Raw genomic sequence first — 16,379 nt, forward strand, 5'->3', positions numbered from 1 at the left:
AACCATCACTGCATCGGTACACCTGGATGTCACCGAGCGATTCGATCAGGAGACACCTGCCGACCCTCTCCGAAGCGGTCTCGTACCCCTTCGAGACGTGGCGGGGAACGATCGGGCTGGTACTCGCGACGTACGTGTTGTTGCTCCTGAGCGCGACGCCCGAATTCCCGCTCCCGACGCTCGGCGACGGCCTCTCCTGGCTCGAGTACGTCGTCGTCTCGCTTACGGAACCGGTCTACCGGACCGACGGCTGGACCGGGCTCGGGATCGGCGTCCTCTATGCCCTGCTCTCGGGCGCTGCAGTCGTCAACGCCGTCGCGCAACTGCGGGTCGCCGACCGCTCGAGTCGCACCAATCTCTCCGGCGTGGGGCCGGGACTCCTCGCGTCGGGCCGTGCGAGTTGTGGCGCCGGACTCCTCGGCTTTTTCCCGGAGCGGGCGGGCTATCCCGAACGACGTGCGCTCACGACGGAGGCGACGCGATGACGGGACGGCGATTCGGCCGCCAGATCCGATCGGACCGGCGAGCGATCGGCCGGGGAATCGCGGTCGGAATCGGCGTCTTCGTGTTGTTCGGGCTCGTTACTGGCCTCGTCCCGAACCCGCTGTACGTCCGGATGGTCCCGCGGACCCCGGTCGATTACCTGTTCCTGACGCTGACCGCGCTGCTGGCGGGCGTCTACGCCGCACAGCGGGTGGCGACCGACGTTCCCCAGGCCGGACTCGAGGGCGAAGACGGGAGCTCGAGCAGCGAGGATCGGTGGGCGATGGGTGGGCTGGTCGGTGGCTTTCTGGCCGTCGGCTGTCCGATCTGTAACGTCTTCCTGCTCGCGCTGTTCAGTTCGTCTGCGCTCATGACCTACTTCGATCCGCTTCGGCCGCTGCTCGGCGTCGTCTCCGTGGCGCTGCTGGCGGGGTTGATCTACGCCCGCCACAAACGCACGTGCCCGACCTGCGCCACGTGATCGCGGACGCTCAGACGGTCTGCTGTGACGGTTTACTGTCGCACCCGCAGGACGAGTCGAGGGCGCGCCGGAAGTGACTGACGGGAGTCCGTATCGCTCAGAGTCCGTCCAGTCGCCGGGTTCGGTCTCGCGACACTCCTCTTTCGCCTCGCGCTCGCGTGGCCAGAGCGCTCGTCAAACGCCAAAACGAATGCGTGATTCCCGTGGTCGTGTCGAGATCAGTTCGTGGGTACGGACTGTTCGACGGACGTCTGTTCCGTCGAGACGTCTTTTTCGACGACGAGGTCCTCGAGGACGAGGACGTCCAGTCCCATCCCGTAGAAGTCCTTGATCGCCTGCGTCGGCGTCCGGACGATCGGTTCGGCGTGGTCGTTGAACGACGTGTTGAGGACGACTGGGACGCCAGTGATGTCGGCGAACTCGGAGATGAGTCGGTGATAGCGCGGGTGCTGGTCCTCGCGAACGGTCTGGGGCCGCGTCGAGTCGTCGGCGGGGTGCAAGACGGCCTCGAGGTCGTCGGTCTTCGACGGCCGGACGTCGTCGGCGTCAATCATGAACGGTGCCGGCCCGCCGTCGACGAGATACTCCTCGGCAGCCGACTCGAGCAGCGACGGCGCGAACGGACGCCACTCCTCGCGATGTTTGACGAACCGGTTGACCCGATCGCGGGACGCAGCGGTTCGTGGATCGGCGAGGATGCTTCTGGCGCCGAGCGCCCGGGGTCCCATCTCCATCCGTCCCTGGAACCAGCCGACGAGGTCACCGTCCGCGAGCCGTTCGGCGACGTACCGCTCAAGGTCGTCCGGCTCTGCGTACTCGATCTTGTTCGTCTCGAGTGTCGATCGGATCTCGTCGGTCGCGTACTCGGGGCCGAGGTAGACGTCGGTCTGGCGGTCGACCTCCGCCGGGCGCTGCTGCGACCAGCCCGCACCGAGGGCGAGGCCGGCGTCGTGAGCGACGGGTTGGATGAAGGCGTCGTCGACGACCGGCGATTCCTGGACGCGCTGGTTCAGCTTGCAGTTGAGCGCGACCCCGCCGGCGAGCGCGACGTTGGTGGTGTCGAAGCGCTCGACCGCCGACTCCGCGATGTCGACGACGGTCTCCTCGAGCAGTTTCTGGGCCGTGTGCGCGAGGTCTTTCTCCCACTGGTCGAACGACCCGGGCGACTCCTTTCGGGGTCGGCCGAAGGCGCGCTCGAGCGTCTCGACGCCGTAGCCAGTCCCCCATCGCTTCGTCAGGTCGGTGACGTCGTAGTCGACGCCCGTGTCGATCAGACTCCGGAGGGCGGATTCGATCTCGGGGTTGTCGTCTCCGTACGGCGCGAGTCCCATCACCTTCCCTTCGCCGTTGAACATGCGATAGCCGAGATACTCCGTCACGGCCGCGAAGAAGAGGCCGAGGCTGTTGGGGTGTTCGTACGTGCGCACGCGCTGCAGCCCGGTTCTGTCGGCGTACCAGACGACCGTCGCGTCGTACTCGCCCTTTGCGTCGACGGTGAGGACGATCCCCTCGTCGAAGCCCGAGGGGTGGAACGCACTCGCGGCGTGACAGCGGTGATGTGGGACCGTTTCGATCGGTGGCAGCGGCGTGCCGAACGACTCGAGGCGGGATTCGATCTGTCGCGTCGGCACGAAGCGGCTCCGAACCTGGCTGACGAGCGTTCCTTCCAGTGCGGAGAGCTTTCGGCCGAGCCCGGGCGCTCGAATCGCGTCGGTCAGGTAGTGGGAGGCGATCTCGCTGCGGAGTGACGGATCGTAGGGGAGGAGGATGCGATCGATCTCCGCGATCTCCAGGTCGCGATAGTCGAGACAGGCCTGAATCGCACGGTCGGGGAACGTCTCAGTGGCGTGTTTCTCCCGCGTGTATCGTTCCTCTTCGACGCCGAACACGGGCGTCCCGTCTTCGAAGAGGACGGCGCTCGGATCGTGTTGGCCGTACAGTCCGATCGCGGGTTTAAATGCGAGGTGGTAGTCCGTCATAGTTCTGCGATTGTGACGCTATCCTAGTCGACGCCGAGGGGCTTCAAGACAGCCACGGCGATTTGCTGGGTCAGCAAATCGTGGCCTATTTGGCAACCAACGACGGTGTATACCGTGTGCAGCACGGTGGCTCTCCAAACTCACCCGAGATCTTCCAGATCCTCGCGGACGAATACGCGCGGCGGATACTCGTCGCGGCCGACACGGGTCCGAAGACCGCGAAGACCCTGAGCGAGGAGTGTGACGCCTCCCTCACGACGATCTATCGACGCGCCTCGACGCTTCAGGACCTCGATCTCATCGAAGAACGGAATACGGTCGACGAGGACGGCGCCCACCGGAGCGAGTTCGAAACGACGCTCGAGGGGCTCCACCTCGATCTCACCGATGGCGAACTGGCGCTGACACTCGAGACGCGCGACGAGCTCGCTGACAATTTCACGTCGCTCTGGGGCGATCTCCGGGGTGACGACTGATGGAAGCCTCGTTCATCATCGCCAAACTGATCACGCTCGTGTTGAGCCTCGTCGTCGCGTATCTGGCGTATCACGGCTACCGGCGAAACGGCCAGGCGACGATGCTATACGTCGCCGCGGGCTTCGTGTTTATCGGTGTGGGGGCGATCTGTGAGGGCCTGATTTACCAGGTGTTTCGGACGACGATCGTGTCCGCCGCTCTCGTCCAGGCGGCTGTCGTCTCGAGTGGAATGGTGCTCATCCTCGTCTCGCTGACGAGGTGAGGTGTGACATCTTCCGCGCCGTAACCGGAGAGGGGGGTGGAAGATTCCTCAGGCAGTCGGGCGTAGCCCGACGACGGCGCAGCGTCCCGAAGTGGGAACACCAGACAAGTGTCGCTGTCGCTGGCTGAGGGTTCCGACCCGTAGAAGGCCGAGAGAGTCGTCTGCGAAGGTTCCTCGCTCGTCTCTCTGTGGGTCGTGACGGTCAGCGACGTCGACCGCCGTAGCCAGCAATCAAAAAGCTCTGGCTGCCCGCCAGCCGTCGTCTGGCGACCGCGTTGATGTCTGCGTGCTACTCCGTGTCCCAGCACTCCTCGTTCTGGCACCGGAACTCGTCGTCGTTTCGGCTCCCGACGTGCCCGCACTCGTGGGCAGTACCGACCACGCAGGGATCGTCGATCTCTCTCGATCTTGAGACCGATGTGCGTCGACGCAGCAGACACGAACCCGAACAGTTCCCGGGTCTGGTCTATCGCCTCGGCGATCCCGACGTAGTTGCCCTCCTGTTCGGTAGCGGCAAAGTCGTCGTCACGGGCGCAAAAGAACCGGAGGATGCGGACCACGCACTCGATGTTATCTCAGCACGCTCCGTGAACTCGACCTGTTAAATAGGAAACCGAGAGCGGAGGTTACCGGGCCAGCACCTCTCGAGTCGTCGCTGCCAGCACCTCGTAGAACGGTTCGCGCGTCTCGTTCTCGACCCGTGTCAGGAACTCCGCAGTCCAGGCCGTGAGATGTTCGTCGCGGAACTGGTCGAGGTACTCGTCGAACCCCTCTTTTGCGAGGTAGGCCGCGAACTCCAGTTCCGTCGCGATGTGGTCGGGGAGGTCCGAGTGGTCCGGTGCGAGTCGGACGCCGAACTCGTCGTACCAACGCGTGACGGCCGTCGTGGACGGTCCCATGACCGGTCCGAGCCCGTCCGAGTCACTCCCGTCGCGGTAGACGCTCTCGTACGGTGGACACGGTGGTCCCGCTGGGCCGATAAACAGTCTCGTGTACTCGGTCCGGAGGTCACGGATGTCCACCGATCCGAAGTCCCCAACTACCGGAGTCAACTCGCCGGCCTCGGCAACTTCGACCAGTTTCTCTGTCGGTTCCCGCCAGCACTCGGCGAGGACAGCGTACGTGGCCCCGACGTTCGACACGAGCGTTTCGCTGTCGGCGCAGCGTTCCGACGATCGCTCCTGCTCAACGGGTGCATCGGTCCGTTCAGTCATTGGCTCTCCTCTCTGCCGCCGTCAGTTGCGTACGACTGCTGTGTGTCGACCCGCTGGATCGGCACGTACTTCAGGCCGAGGGTGACGACGAGCGCACCGAAGGCGACGATGCCGAGGGTGACGGCCACCTCGACCAGCGTCGGTGTGTAGGCTCCCGCAGTCGCCCAGATGTCGGTCGTGATACCCGTGTACTCGCCGCCGAGCGAGATGCCGGGCGAGAAGTTGATGTTGGCGACCTTGTACCCCGTGAATACGAGGCGAACGCCCTCGAACATCGTACCGAAGACCGCGAGCGCGCTCGCGGCGAAGATGACCGAGACGCGCTCGCGAAGGGACGGCATCGCCAGCATGGCCAGCGGGAGCGCTCCGCCGACGACTGTCCAGAGCCAGAAGTACACCGACTCCCCGATGAGGAAGCTGCTCGTGATGGCCCAGAACTCGAAGTGATCCGCCCAGGCGTGTGGTAGCCGTTCGGCCGCCAGGAGGTACACGACGTGGAACGCGAGGAAGATCCCGAGTATCTTGCCGAGGCTCGTGAGCTCCTCTCGATCGACCTCGAAGTCCGTGTACCGGTCTGCGAGGATCGACACGACCAGCAACAGACCGAGGCCGGAGACGAGCGCCTTGGCGATGAACACCGGTGCGACGAGCGGGCTGAACCAGTCGCCACGACCGATCTGCGTCGCGAAGATCCAGCCCGTCACCGAGTGGAGTGCGACTGCGGTCGGGAGTGCGAGCGCTGCCGTCCAGAACAGCAGTCGGCGGTCACGTTCACGGCCGGCTTCGGTGTCTGGGACCCCGAGCGCCAGCGGTGAACCTCGCGCAGCCAGGTCGCGGCGGATCAAGAGCCACAGGTACCAGAGGTTGAGTAGCCCGTACAGCATGACGATACCGAAGTCCCACACCATCGGAGATCGGAAGTCCGGCGAGGTGAAGAACTGGTATAGACGCTCCGGACGCCCGATGTCGGGCAAGATCAGGAGTCCCGCGACGGTGATACACGCGAGACTGACCAGGACTCCGAGCCGTGCGAACCCCTCGTATCGGTGCGAGTGGAAGAACTTCGGCGCGCTCGAGATGATGAGTCCACCTGCCGATAGCCCGACGAACAGGACGAACATCATGATGTACAGGCCCCACGAGAAGACGTTGCGCATCCCCGTGGCGATCAGACCCGTCGCGAGTTGGTAGCCCCAGGCAGCGAACCCGGCGACCATAATCGTCACGAGCAGGCCGATCCAGAGCTTCCCCTTTCTACCGAAGGAGGAGATCGCAACGCGCGACGATTCGGATCGCGTCGTCATCAGTCGTCACCTCCGGATTTCACGGAGGGGACGTGCGGAACTGCGTCGCCGTCGATCGCATGCTGTCCCCCTCCTGACTGGCCGCCCTCGCTGGCGTCTGCGTCAGACGGGACGTCGTCAGCGCCGTCCGACCACGGCGAGACGTCGTCGAGTTCGCTCTCCAGTTTGTCGGACGTCTGTGGGCGCCCGGGGCTCATCTCACCGCTGATGTAGTGCGTCTTCGGGTTCGTTCCGCGATCTTCGAGCAACTGATTCGTCTCGTACTCGTCGATGTACTTCGAGACGGTGCTGCTCTCGTCGTCGAGGTCACCGAAGATGCGCGCGTCGGCCGGACAGTTGACGACACAGGCCGGGTCGAGGCCCTCCTCGACGCGGTGGCTACAGAAGGTACACTTCTCGACGACACCCTGTGGACGGGCGGAAACGTCACCCGTCCCTCCTTCGGGCACGTGTTCGGGTTCGTCCCAGTTGAACACCCGCGCGTTGTACGGGCAGGCAGCCATGCAGTACCGGCACCCGATACACTTGTCATAGTCGATCTCGACGATCCCGTCGTCCCGGGTGTACGTCGCGTTGACCGGGCAGACCTTCACACAGGGGGCGTTCTCGCAGTGTTGACACGCCGTCGGCTGGTACTGCATGTCCAGCGACCCGCTACCGCCGTCTTCGGGGTAGCCGCCGGAGGGGGTATCTACGCTGTCGCCGCCCTCCGTGAGGACGCGGTTCCAGAACTGCCCCATCGGGACGTTGTTCTCCTGTTTACAGGACACCGCGCACGCCTGACAGCCGATACACCGCTCCTGGTCGATCACCATGCCGTAGTTCGTCATCGTCAGTCACCTCCTGCACGTGGTGGTTCGGCACCGGCGCCGCGCGGGTTGCCCGCCTCGTACTTGTCCGTCTCGACGTCGTCGGGGGCCGGCTCGACTTCGACGCGCACGTCGTAGAACGACATCGTCTTGCCGACCTCGCTGACTTCGTTGTGCGTGAGGTCGTTGTGGTGACCTCTGACGTAATCGCGAGACCACCATCCCTGGTCGGTGTTGACTAGCCCCGGCTGGAACGCGTCGTTGTACTTCGCCTTCACGATCATCTCGCCGCGGTCGTTGTAGACCCGGACGTAATCGCCGTCTTCGATACCGCGTGCCTTCGCGTCCTTCGGGTGGATGTCTAGCTTCGGTTCGGGGTTGATCTCGCGCACCCAGTTCAGCATCTCGTACTGCGAGTGGATGCGGAACCGGCTGTGTTTCTGCATGAACATCAGCGGGAGCTCGTCGGCCTTCTCGTAGTCCTCGGCCGTCCGGTCTTCGAGCGGCCGCGGGACGTCGAAGGTAACGCCCTCTTCGCTCGGGGCGTCGTCGTCGTACATCTTGATGCGCCCCGTCTCCGTGGGGAACTCGTCGGTGTACTTGACTATCGGGACGCTCTCTTTTTTCTGCGTCCCCTGCTCGAACAGCGTGTCGAAGTCGATCGCGTCGTCACGGCTGGCGAGTTCCCGGAGCACCTCGCGTTTCGTTTCCGGGAATCGGTCGCCGAACCCGAGTCGCTCCGCGAGTCCACGGATCGCGTAGTAGTCGTCTCTCGTCTCCCACAGTGGTTCCTGCACCTTGCGTCGGTATCCGAGATGCGGATGTGACCCCCAGCCGGAGACGATGTCTTCCTGTTCGAACCAGTGGGGGACCGGGAAGATGACGTCGGCGTGCTGGACCGTATCCGTGTGGTGCATGTCCGCGACCACGTACATCTCGAGGCTCCTGATGGCCTCTCGGAACCGCCGTCGGTCCGGGAACTGATTACCCATCATGTTCGACTCGATGGAGTAGACGGCTCGGATCTCGTGCGGGTCGCCGTCGATCATCGCGTCGGGGTACTCCGGGAAGGCCAACGACGGTCCGGGGTCGGCGTCTTCCGGAGCGGCCCAGTCACCAGCGGCGAGCGTTGCACCGCCGGAGTGCTGGGCGTGGATGTTCCCGTGGCGACCGTAGTCGCCGGTCAGCCCCAGCAACATAGCGTACGCCTGCCCGAAGACGTGACCGTGTTTGTACCGCCCGATCGCGTAGCTCGGGGCGATGCCGCCGGGGCCGCGAGTCGCCAGCCATCGGATCGAAGTACGGATGTTCTCGGCGTCGACACCGGTCTTCTCGGCGACCCGTTCGGGTGCGTAGTCCGCCACGTGGGCTCGCAGCCTCGTCAGCGCCGTCTCACACTCGATACCGTCGACGATGAACTCACCGAAGAGCGCGTACGGGCCGCCGGTTTCGGGTTCCAGTGCGACCGGGCTGTTGCTGCCCTGTTCGACGGCGACGACCCGTTTCTCGTCGCCGCCTTCGAAGACGTCGCTCGCCCTGAGTAACTCCCCGGTGTCCTTGCGGACTAACGAGGGTCCGGTCGTCCGTTTTCGGAGGAAGTCCTCGTCGTACGTCTCGTCCTCGAAGACGGTGTGCATCATCGCGAGCGCGAGGTGCACGTCTTTGCCGGGTTCGACGGGTAGCCAGAGATCCGCTTTCGACGCCGTCGTCGTGTACACCGGGTCGACGACGACGAGTTTCGCTCCGTTCTCGACGGCGTCGAGCACCTTCGAGGCGTCCATCTGGAACTGACTCGCGAACACGTCCGACCCCCAGACGACGATGGTGTTCGCGTTCTCCCAGTCCTCGGCCTCGTTCGTCGGCGGGAGGAAAAAGCCGGTGCCGGTGACGCGGTTGAACCCGCGGCCGACGTTAGTGTCGATGCCCCACATGGACTGGGTCGCACCGAACAGCGAGGCGAGCCGGTTGAACGACTTGCCGGTCTGTCCGTAGTTCCCCGATCCCTCGTGGAAGAGCACGCTCTCCGCGCCGTGTTCCGATTTCAGCGACTGCATCTTCTCGGCGACGAGGTCGAGAGCCTCGTCCCAGGAGACGCGCTCGAACTCGGCGTCGGGTCCCCGTCCGCCGGGGTTCGGTTCATCCGGAGACCAGTCCGCGCGCCGCATCGGATATTTCAGTCGCGTCGGATCGTAAACGCGCTGGGTGTGCGACAGTCCGAGCACGCAGGCTCGCTTGTACTGTTCGTCCTCCGGCGGATGCGGTTCGATTTTCTTCACCTGCCCGTCGCGGACGTGGACGTCGATCGGACACTTGCCCCTGCAGTTGGGTGAACAGACGGTCTGGACGACGTCGTTCTCCCCGACGAAGCTCTCGATACCGGCCTTCGACGCCTGGTCCGCTTCGCTTTCGACCAGCGTCTGGACGAACCCGCCACCGCCGAGCCCCAGGGCGGCGGCAGCCCCGCCGGCCTTCAGTACGTCACGTCTGTGGGGTTCGCCGTCAGTCATCGTCGAACCCCGCCGGCTTCGTCGGCCGTTCGTCTTCGCCGAACTCCTCCAGCACCTCCTCGTGATACTTCTCGTGGAACTCGGCGTCGGTTAGTTCGCCGTTTGAGACGCGAATCGCGTCGCGAGCCATCCTGACACCCAGATCGGTGTCGTATTCGACGTCGTCTAGCATCTCTTCGGCTTCGTCTTCCCACTCGTCGATCGGCGTCAGTCTCGGCTGCTGCGGGTCAGTCATGGCCTATCCTAATCGTACGTCTGGGACTCGATACGATGACCGCTTAATAGTTGAGTTCTTTATAACGGGCTTGATGGATTTCGATGAACGATTGTACACATTACTGGAGGAACAGCGCAATACTTCACGATTTTCGGCCTGATTCTCGAACGGTAGCTGGTGAACTGCGACAGCGGACCGATCCGACGAAGGCGATCCTCTCGAAGTCGACGCTCAACGTCCACAGCGTCGATAGCCACCAGGGATCGCGACGAAGCGGACGTAACAGCCGGTAGGTGGAAGCGGCATAGTGAGCACCGGTCGCGGTCCAGCATACGCCGAGCGGAGCGAGGGGGTTCACCACCGAAGCCGTCGAAAACGGCGGAGGCGACCTTTTTCGCCCACGTTTTTGCCGCGAGCGGTTCGCGCTCCGCGCGAACCCGAGCGGGAAAAAGGTGGTCTGTACTGAGCAGGACGACTCCACACTATAGGGGCGGGTCCCTGTTTCTGTAGTGCCCACGGACTGTGACAGCTGAGGGTGAAGCGAGAGACGACGGGGGCTCGACTGAACAGGAGAGCGTTTCTGGACTGTTCGTACTCTAATCCCGGGGATCTTTCCGACGACCGTCGAGACCGCATCGCTGTCGGTTCGCCATCGTACCAGATGTGTTCTCGCGGTACGGACACCGGCTACTGCTGTCGTGATGGGACCTACTCGTCAAAGAGACCTCTCGCACGGCGGTAGATAGGAGCACCGAGCCAGTCGCGTGAGGTAGCTACTACGTCCAGTTTGTCTTCCGCTTCCGAATTCGTGTGGCGGTCGCGCTTGACCAGTGCTCGAAGGAGAATCGGTGAGATGGCGACTCGAGCGTCGGTGAGCTGTTGGAGTTCCGGAAGCGCTCCGAGGTCGTCGGTAATGAGGAAGTCGGCCTCACCGCGTCGGGCCAATTGAAGACAGCGGGCTTCGCCGTCGTCGTCCGCGAGGTCTGGAAGTCACTTTCGCCGATCTCGTGGATCGTGACAGCCGGGGTCTGAGTGAGGACAGTATCGGCACCCGTCCCGTGAACGCCGTACTCGGCCGTGGCTTCCAGTTCGTCGATGCCCTAGTCAGGGACCGCTTCCCAGACGTCCTCGCGCACCTCGAACGACACGACGCCGAGCGGACCGCCTTCAAAGATCAAACTGGATGAACAATCTGTAGTAGTCTTCGGACGTCGGGGTGCGGAGTTTGGGTGTGCCGTCGCTCTTCGAGATTACAGTCGCAAGAGAGGCCGACATTCGACCCCCGTTCAGCTGGAGTTCGACGACCTGACCTTCGGTATTTGGCGATGGACGGACAGTCACCGATTCGACTTCTTCGTTGCCGGTGACGTCTTCTGAAAACGTTTCGACTACTGGATGAACGTCCACCGGAGCGACGGTCATCTCGACCTCGTGATAGACCGGATCGACGAAGCGATGGTTGCAAACCTCGATTAGCGATCGGGACCGCCGCCGATACAGTTGCGTACCTCCCACGATCGTTGCTGCCACACCGACGGCCGCTAAGACCAGTGAATAGCGGTGCTCGAACGTCACCCACAGCAACGCCGAGCCAATAATTGTGACGACGCTCCAGAACTTGTACCGGGATGCCGCCACATCTGACCGTGTCTGTCGCCGCATCTTTCGACACCACGTTCTGACATCCTCCCGTAGTAAAGCAGTGGGGGTTCTCTCGTTTCCGCTGCAAGACTGTGTTCCCAACCCAACTGTCTGCCGTAACGAGTCCGGGAGAGAACTCCGCATCACTGGCAGGCCGGAACTGGGTGGGCCCCGTTGGAGTAACACCGCTACCAGGCCGTTCGAGGCCCGGAGCTATGCGATCGCCCCCGTGAAGACACCGATCCCGATTCAGATCGGGTTCACTTCAACCTGCAGTACAAGTACTAGTCTTCGGACAGGTATACTACAGTAGCGATGAGGTCGCTAACGTTCCAGTCACGTCGGAACACGGGATTTATGATAGAAAAATACATACTTATGACGTAAAAATGGCACTGATCGTCAAGTCGATCGAGAAGCGGGATGCCGGCCGCGGACTCGCTGCGATTCCTGAAACGGAACTCGCCCATCGTAACCTCTCAAAGAACGACTATATCCTCATCGAGAATCCCCGAAGCGACGAAAAAGCCATAGCGCGCGTTTGGCCCGGATACGACGGAGACAGCGGGGAACCAGTCATCCGCATCGACGGTGACCTCCGTCAAGAGGCCGACGTGAATATCGACGACACCGTCGAGATCACGAAACTCGACATCGACGAGGCCCGGTACGTCTCGGTCGAGTTGCCCGGTAGGTTCGACTTCAAGGGAGATATCAGGCCTCACGTCCTCGACGAGCTCACGGGCAAAGCCGCTAAAGCAGGCAAGTCAACCACTATTCAGTTCGGCTTCGGCCAGCTTGCTAACGCTCCTGGACAGGACGTCACCGTCGAGTTCGTCGAGACCGACCCCGAAGGACCGGTGGTCGTCACCAACTCGACGGAGATCGACGTCGCCAAGGCGGACATCGAAGGGGGTGACCGGCAGCGTGGCGCGGTCGACGAGGGCGACTCCGTCGGGTCGATCACGTACGAAGACATCGGCGGAGTCGGCAAGGAACTAGAGCAAGTCAGAGAAATGATCGAGCTGCCCCTGCAGTATCCCGAGGTCTTTCAGGCACTGGGCATCGAGCCGCCCAAGGGCGTCCTCTTGCACGGTCCGCCGGGGACTGGCAAAACGATGATCGCCGAGGCCGTCGCCAACGAGGTCGACGCCTCGCTCCATTCGATCCGCGGTCCCGAAGTAATGTCGAGATACGTCGGCGAGTCCTCCGAACACCTTCGACAGATCTTCGAGGAGGCAGAGGAGAATTCGCCGGCAATCATCTTCATGGACGAGGTGGATGCGATCGCTTCCGACCGCGAAGAGGTGGACACCGATGCTGACCAGCGGGTCGTCACCCAACTTCTCAGCCTGATGGACGGCATCGAAGATCGCGGCGACGTCGTAGTCATCGGGGCGACCAACCGCCCGGACAAGATTGACGACGCCCTTCGACGTGGGGGTCGATTTGATCGCGAAATCGAGGTCGACGCGCCCGACAAGGACGGTCGCCGCGAAGTCCTCCACATCCACACGAGAGAGATGCCGCTCACACCGGCTGTCGATCTCGAAAAGTACGCCGAGGTGACGCATGGATTCGTCGGTGCCGACCTCCAGACACTCGTCAAGGAAGCCGCGATGAACGCTGTCCGCCGAATTCGGCCGGAAATAGAGATCGAATCCGATACTATCGACGCCCGTTTCCTCAACTCGCTGGAGGTGCGTGACGACGATTTCGAGCGTGCACTGCAAGAGGTCGAACCCTCCGCGATGCGCGAGGTTTTCGTCGAGGTGCCTACCGTCTCGTGGAACGACGTCGGCGGCCTCGAGGAGACAAAAGGCGCCCTACAGGAGACTGTGCAGTGGCCACTGGAGTACGACTACTTGTTCGACCGGGTGGATAATGATGGCGCCAGTGGTATCCTCCTGTACGGCCCGCCGGGGACCGGCAAGACGTTACTGGCGAAGGCCGTCGCCAACGAGGCGAAGGCCAACTTCATCAGTATCAACGGTCCCGAGATCATGTCCAAGTGGGTTGGGGAGTCCGAAGAGCGCGTTCGAGAGGTATTCGACAAGGCTCGGTCGAACGCTCCAGCCGTGGTTTTCTTCGACGAAATCGACGCGATCGCTGGCCAGCGCAGTGGTGGTACCCAGTCGAACGACGTCTCCGAACGAGTCGTCAGTCAGCTCCTTACCGAACTAGACGGCCTCGAGGCGCTGGAAAACGTCGTGGTCATCGCCACCACGAATCGCCCTGATCTGATCGACGATGCGCTCAAACGCCACGGTCGATTCGACAAGCAAATCGAGGTCCCTCAGCCGAACGAGGAGACTCGCCGCCGGATATTCGAGGTTCACACCAAGGACAAGCCGCTCACAAATGGCGTCGACCTCGATAAATTGGCCCAAGAGACTGGGGGTTATGTCGGAGCAGATATCGAGGCGATCTGTGAGGAAGCCGGCATGATTGCGATGCGAGAGTACGTCCGCAACACACCTCAGTCGGAACTTGAGGAGCGACAGGATACCCTGTTCCTCCGTCCCGAACACTTCGAACAGGCCCTCGAAGAAGTCGAGCGAAGCGTCGATGAACAGACGATTTCCGACTACGACGGTCTCTGAGACCGACTCGTGAGACTCACTGCCGGTGTTCACAGTGCGTTCCCGCTATCCCGAAGGTAGCTCTTTCCAGCCCGGTATCTACAGTAGAAATTGCTCTATTGAACCCGAGGACGGCGGCAGGATAACGTCGCTGTGAAGGTCGAAGCGGAGAGGTGAATGTGCCTCAACTCCTCTTCCGCTTCATTAAGCAAGCGGCGTCGCTAGCTCGAAAGCGCGTGCTGCCAGCCCCACGGCGGTGGTAAGCGACCCGGCTGGCAACGGCTTTGCCGGCTGGAAGCATCTGACGCTACATTTTCTTCGTGTCCACATGAGTGCGAGCGACGCGGAAATCGTCGATTGGGTCAGTGAGATGGATCGGGTGCGCGCCGCCTTGCAGTTGGCTCGCTTCGCGTTTCCGGCACCCTCGACGCTGTGGCGTCCGGCCGAACGGAGTGAGGCCGGGCTCGTTGGATGAGCGTGCGAGTACAACAGTGGTCCTTCGAGCGGGTGCCGACCCGCATCTGGCGCCAACTGCTCGACCGTTCGGCGGCCCGTTGCGATCCAGGCGATTACGGCACGCTGGATGCCACGTTTGTTGATCGCCAAGCGGCATCCAGCCACTACATCGCGCGGTCGAATCGCGACATACAAACGCCTGAAAACGACGGCGCTGGTCGATACGGAGTCGTGTGCCGTCCTCAACGTCCACTGTTCGGCACACTGGCCCCACGACACCCAAGTAGGCCGTCGGGTTGCGCTGTGCAAGACCGACAAAATCGAGAGTCTCGCCGGCGACAACGGCTATGACGACCAATCACTGCGGGACGCACTCCGTTCAGACGGCGTCCGGCCAGTAATCAAACACCGGCTGTTCGCCCACTACGACCACGCTCACAACGCACGGTTGGACAGCGCCGCTACGGGCAACGCTGGATGGCCGAGAGCGCATTCTCGGCCATCAAACGCCTATACGGCTCCGCTGTCAGACCGGGCGTCTGGTACCGAGAGTTTCGTGAACTCGTGCTCACCGCCGCAGTCTACAACTTCGAGCAAGCAATCAAGGAGAGATCCCTACGCCGTCCGTGGATTCAATAGAGCAGTAGAAATTGAACGCACTGGCACGCTCGAGGGGCACCCGGGGTGCCCCTCGATGTGTGAATAGTTTCAATTTCTACTATAGTGCTCCTCGCTCAGAGCTGGATTCCGACGCTCCTCCTGAGCCTGGCAGCCCCCTGAACGAGGCTGGTCACTCGTCGTCTATCTCCGCTCGGTCGTTCTCGCGCGTTCGCCCGATGAGCTCGAGGAGTGTGAAGAGAACTCGACTACTCCGGTGCCGCCATCGTGAGAGGGACCAGCGAGATCCCGTGATAGTGCCGATGTCTTCGTGCTCGCGTGGGTCTTTCCAGCGAATTCCTGCGAAGTGTGCGCGCAGGCCGAATCCCACAGCGATCAGCACTGGTATCGCAGTGACGACTCCGAACGGCGCGATAGTCCCGATACTCACGTCGACGAGTACAAGGAGCGCCGATGCGCGCATTCCCCACTCCCACGCGAAAGGCAGGCCCTCGAATTCGTCGAACGCCAGCCCCCGTATCGTCACGTAATTCATCCGCAGTACTGTCAGTGCCAGTCCCAGAACGAATACGACTTCTCCCGCGATACGGAACAGCAATCCGCCGAATCCCGCTACATTCACAGCGAACAGCACTCCACCGACGCAGAGTAATACGACTGCCTCCGCATATCGGTGAAGTACGGCCTCGTTCATCGGCACCCACCGTACACCTGGCCAATGCCCATCCAGGTAGTCCCGTCGAAGCAGATAGACGAGATACACCAGCGAAAACACAGCCCAGACAATCAGTACACTAACATCTGTCGACACGTCTTCGACGACGTAAATCGCGGGATCGCTACCAAGCACGGTAATTCCGACTACCACTGGGACTATCCCGATCGCGCCCGCCACTGCGATCCCGAGCAGGAACTGTACCAGTCCCCATGGATACAGAAAGCCACGATACCCGCCGGTGTCCGGGTATCGTGTGTCTCCGACCGGTGATCCAAGAAGCCACAGCCGCAGCAGTGAAACGTCGTCCACTCGCTCAACACGACACGACGCCGTTTGTTCTACGGTCATGCTCTCCCCGTCGACCCGTGCCCGACTTACCAGCCACTCCTCTGGGCAATGGTCTCTGCATCGCGTTTCCAGGGACGTCATCCCGAAGTCCCCATCGACAGACACGACATAGAGTCCCCCCTCAGACGATCCGCAAACCTGGCACTGTCGTTCGTCGCGACGGGCACACTCATCACGGAGCTCATCCCAGTCCAGCGGAAACGCTGGCATTACACCACACCCCCGTCTTCTGCGATTTGCCCCGTGCTCACACGTGCCTTATCATCAGAGACGAGTGCTGTCG

The 16,379-nt window shown here is 62.4% G+C and carries 14 protein-coding genes and 2 pseudogenes; 8 read left to right on the forward strand and 8 right to left on the reverse strand.

Going from position 1 to position 16,379, the window contains the following annotated elements:
* The first annotated feature begins 26 nt into the window (after positions 1-26).
* Together LCY71_RS18700 and LCY71_RS18705 are read left to right on the forward strand one after the other, a co-directional pair.
* Positions 27-485, forward strand: coding sequence for a hypothetical protein (locus LCY71_RS18700; protein ID WP_225336073.1), 459 nt, complete (start codon positions 27-29; stop codon positions 483-485).
* Positions 482-964: a hypothetical protein gene (locus LCY71_RS18705; protein ID WP_225336074.1), complete on the forward strand. Its 483-nt coding sequence runs from the start codon at positions 482-484 to the stop codon at positions 962-964. The genes LCY71_RS18700 and LCY71_RS18705 overlap by 4 nt, the downstream gene beginning before the upstream one ends.
* 218 nt (positions 965-1,182) lie before the next feature.
* Here LCY71_RS18705 and LCY71_RS18710 read toward each other — a convergent pair whose 3' ends face one another.
* Complete coding sequence (locus LCY71_RS18710) at positions 1,183-2,943, reverse strand: carbamoyltransferase family protein (RefSeq protein ID WP_225336075.1); 1,761 nt, start codon at positions 2,941-2,943, stop codon at positions 1,183-1,185.
* A gap of 116 nt (positions 2,944-3,059) precedes the next feature.
* Here LCY71_RS18710 and LCY71_RS18715 point away from each other — a divergent pair, with 116 nt between their 5' ends.
* The 3 genes and pseudogenes from LCY71_RS18715 to LCY71_RS18725 form a co-directional block, all read left to right on the forward strand.
* The gene (locus LCY71_RS18715) at positions 3,060-3,419 is read left to right on the forward strand and encodes an ArsR/SmtB family transcription factor (RefSeq protein WP_225336300.1); all 360 of its coding nucleotides are present in this window, start codon (positions 3,060-3,062) and stop codon (positions 3,417-3,419) included.
* Entirely contained in the window at positions 3,419-3,682 is a 264-nt protein-coding gene (locus LCY71_RS18720; protein WP_225336076.1) for a DUF7521 family protein, read from the forward strand. Before LCY71_RS18715 ends, LCY71_RS18720 begins: the two co-directional genes overlap by 1 nt.
* Before the next feature lie 437 nt (positions 3,683-4,119).
* A pseudogene (locus LCY71_RS18725) lies at positions 4,120-4,287 on the forward strand (hypothetical protein); the annotation flags it as partial.
* A 21-nt stretch (positions 4,288-4,308) separates the two neighbouring features.
* Here the strand turns inward: LCY71_RS18725 and LCY71_RS18730 are convergent.
* Genes LCY71_RS18730 through LCY71_RS18750 form a run of 5 tightly spaced genes read right to left on the reverse strand, consistent with a single transcriptional unit; the run spans position 4,309 to position 9,751 of the window.
* Positions 4,309-4,896: a TorD/DmsD family molecular chaperone gene (locus tag LCY71_RS18730; protein ID WP_225336077.1), complete on the reverse strand. Its 588-nt coding sequence runs from the start codon at positions 4,894-4,896 to the stop codon at positions 4,309-4,311.
* On the reverse strand, positions 4,893-6,200 hold the full coding sequence (gene nrfD / locus LCY71_RS18735; RefSeq protein WP_225336078.1) for an NrfD/PsrC family molybdoenzyme membrane anchor subunit: 1,308 nt from the start codon (positions 6,198-6,200) through the stop codon (positions 4,893-4,895). The genes LCY71_RS18730 and nrfD overlap by 4 nt, the downstream gene beginning before the upstream one ends.
* On the reverse strand, positions 6,200-7,030 hold the full coding sequence (locus LCY71_RS18740; protein ID WP_225336079.1) for a 4Fe-4S dicluster domain-containing protein: 831 nt from the start codon (positions 7,028-7,030) through the stop codon (positions 6,200-6,202). Before LCY71_RS18740 ends, nrfD begins: the two co-directional genes overlap by 1 nt.
* A 2-nt stretch (positions 7,031-7,032) precedes the next feature.
* A complete protein-coding gene (locus LCY71_RS18745) occupies positions 7,033-9,516 on the reverse strand; it encodes a molybdopterin-dependent oxidoreductase (RefSeq protein ID WP_225336080.1) in 2,484 nt (827 codons plus the stop codon).
* Positions 9,509-9,751, reverse strand: coding sequence for a 4Fe-4S ferredoxin N-terminal domain-containing protein (locus LCY71_RS18750; RefSeq protein ID WP_225336081.1), 243 nt, complete (start codon positions 9,749-9,751; stop codon positions 9,509-9,511). The genes LCY71_RS18745 and LCY71_RS18750 overlap by 8 nt, the downstream gene beginning before the upstream one ends.
* Positions 9,752-10,612: 861 nt before the next feature.
* Between LCY71_RS18750 and LCY71_RS18755 the strand changes: the two genes are divergently transcribed.
* Entirely contained in the window at positions 10,613-10,765 is a 153-nt protein-coding gene (locus LCY71_RS18755; RefSeq protein WP_225336082.1) for a hypothetical protein, read from the forward strand.
* 135 nt (positions 10,766-10,900) lie between these two features.
* On the opposite strand, the gene LCY71_RS18760 is transcribed toward LCY71_RS18755, so the two are convergent.
* Entirely contained in the window at positions 10,901-11,395 is a 495-nt protein-coding gene (locus LCY71_RS18760) for a hypothetical protein (protein WP_225336083.1), read from the reverse strand.
* 368 nt (positions 11,396-11,763) lie between these two features.
* On the opposite strand from LCY71_RS18760, the gene LCY71_RS18765 reads away from it, so the two are divergent.
* Complete coding sequence (locus tag LCY71_RS18765) at positions 11,764-13,977, forward strand: CDC48 family AAA ATPase (RefSeq protein WP_225336084.1); 2,214 nt, start codon at positions 11,764-11,766, stop codon at positions 13,975-13,977.
* A gap of 158 nt (positions 13,978-14,135) precedes the next feature.
* A pseudogene (locus tag LCY71_RS18770) lies at positions 14,136-15,051 on the forward strand (IS5 family transposase).
* A 151-nt stretch (positions 15,052-15,202) separates the two neighbouring features.
* On the opposite strand, the gene LCY71_RS18775 reads toward LCY71_RS18770, so the two are convergent.
* Positions 15,203-16,057, reverse strand: coding sequence for a hypothetical protein (locus LCY71_RS18775; RefSeq protein WP_225336085.1), 855 nt, complete (start codon positions 16,055-16,057; stop codon positions 15,203-15,205).
* Positions 16,058-16,379 lie beyond the last annotated feature (322 nt).

The organism is Halomicrobium urmianum, assembly GCF_020217425.1.
Taxonomy (GTDB): Archaea; Halobacteriota; Halobacteria; order Halobacteriales; family Haloarculaceae; genus Halomicrobium; species Halomicrobium urmianum.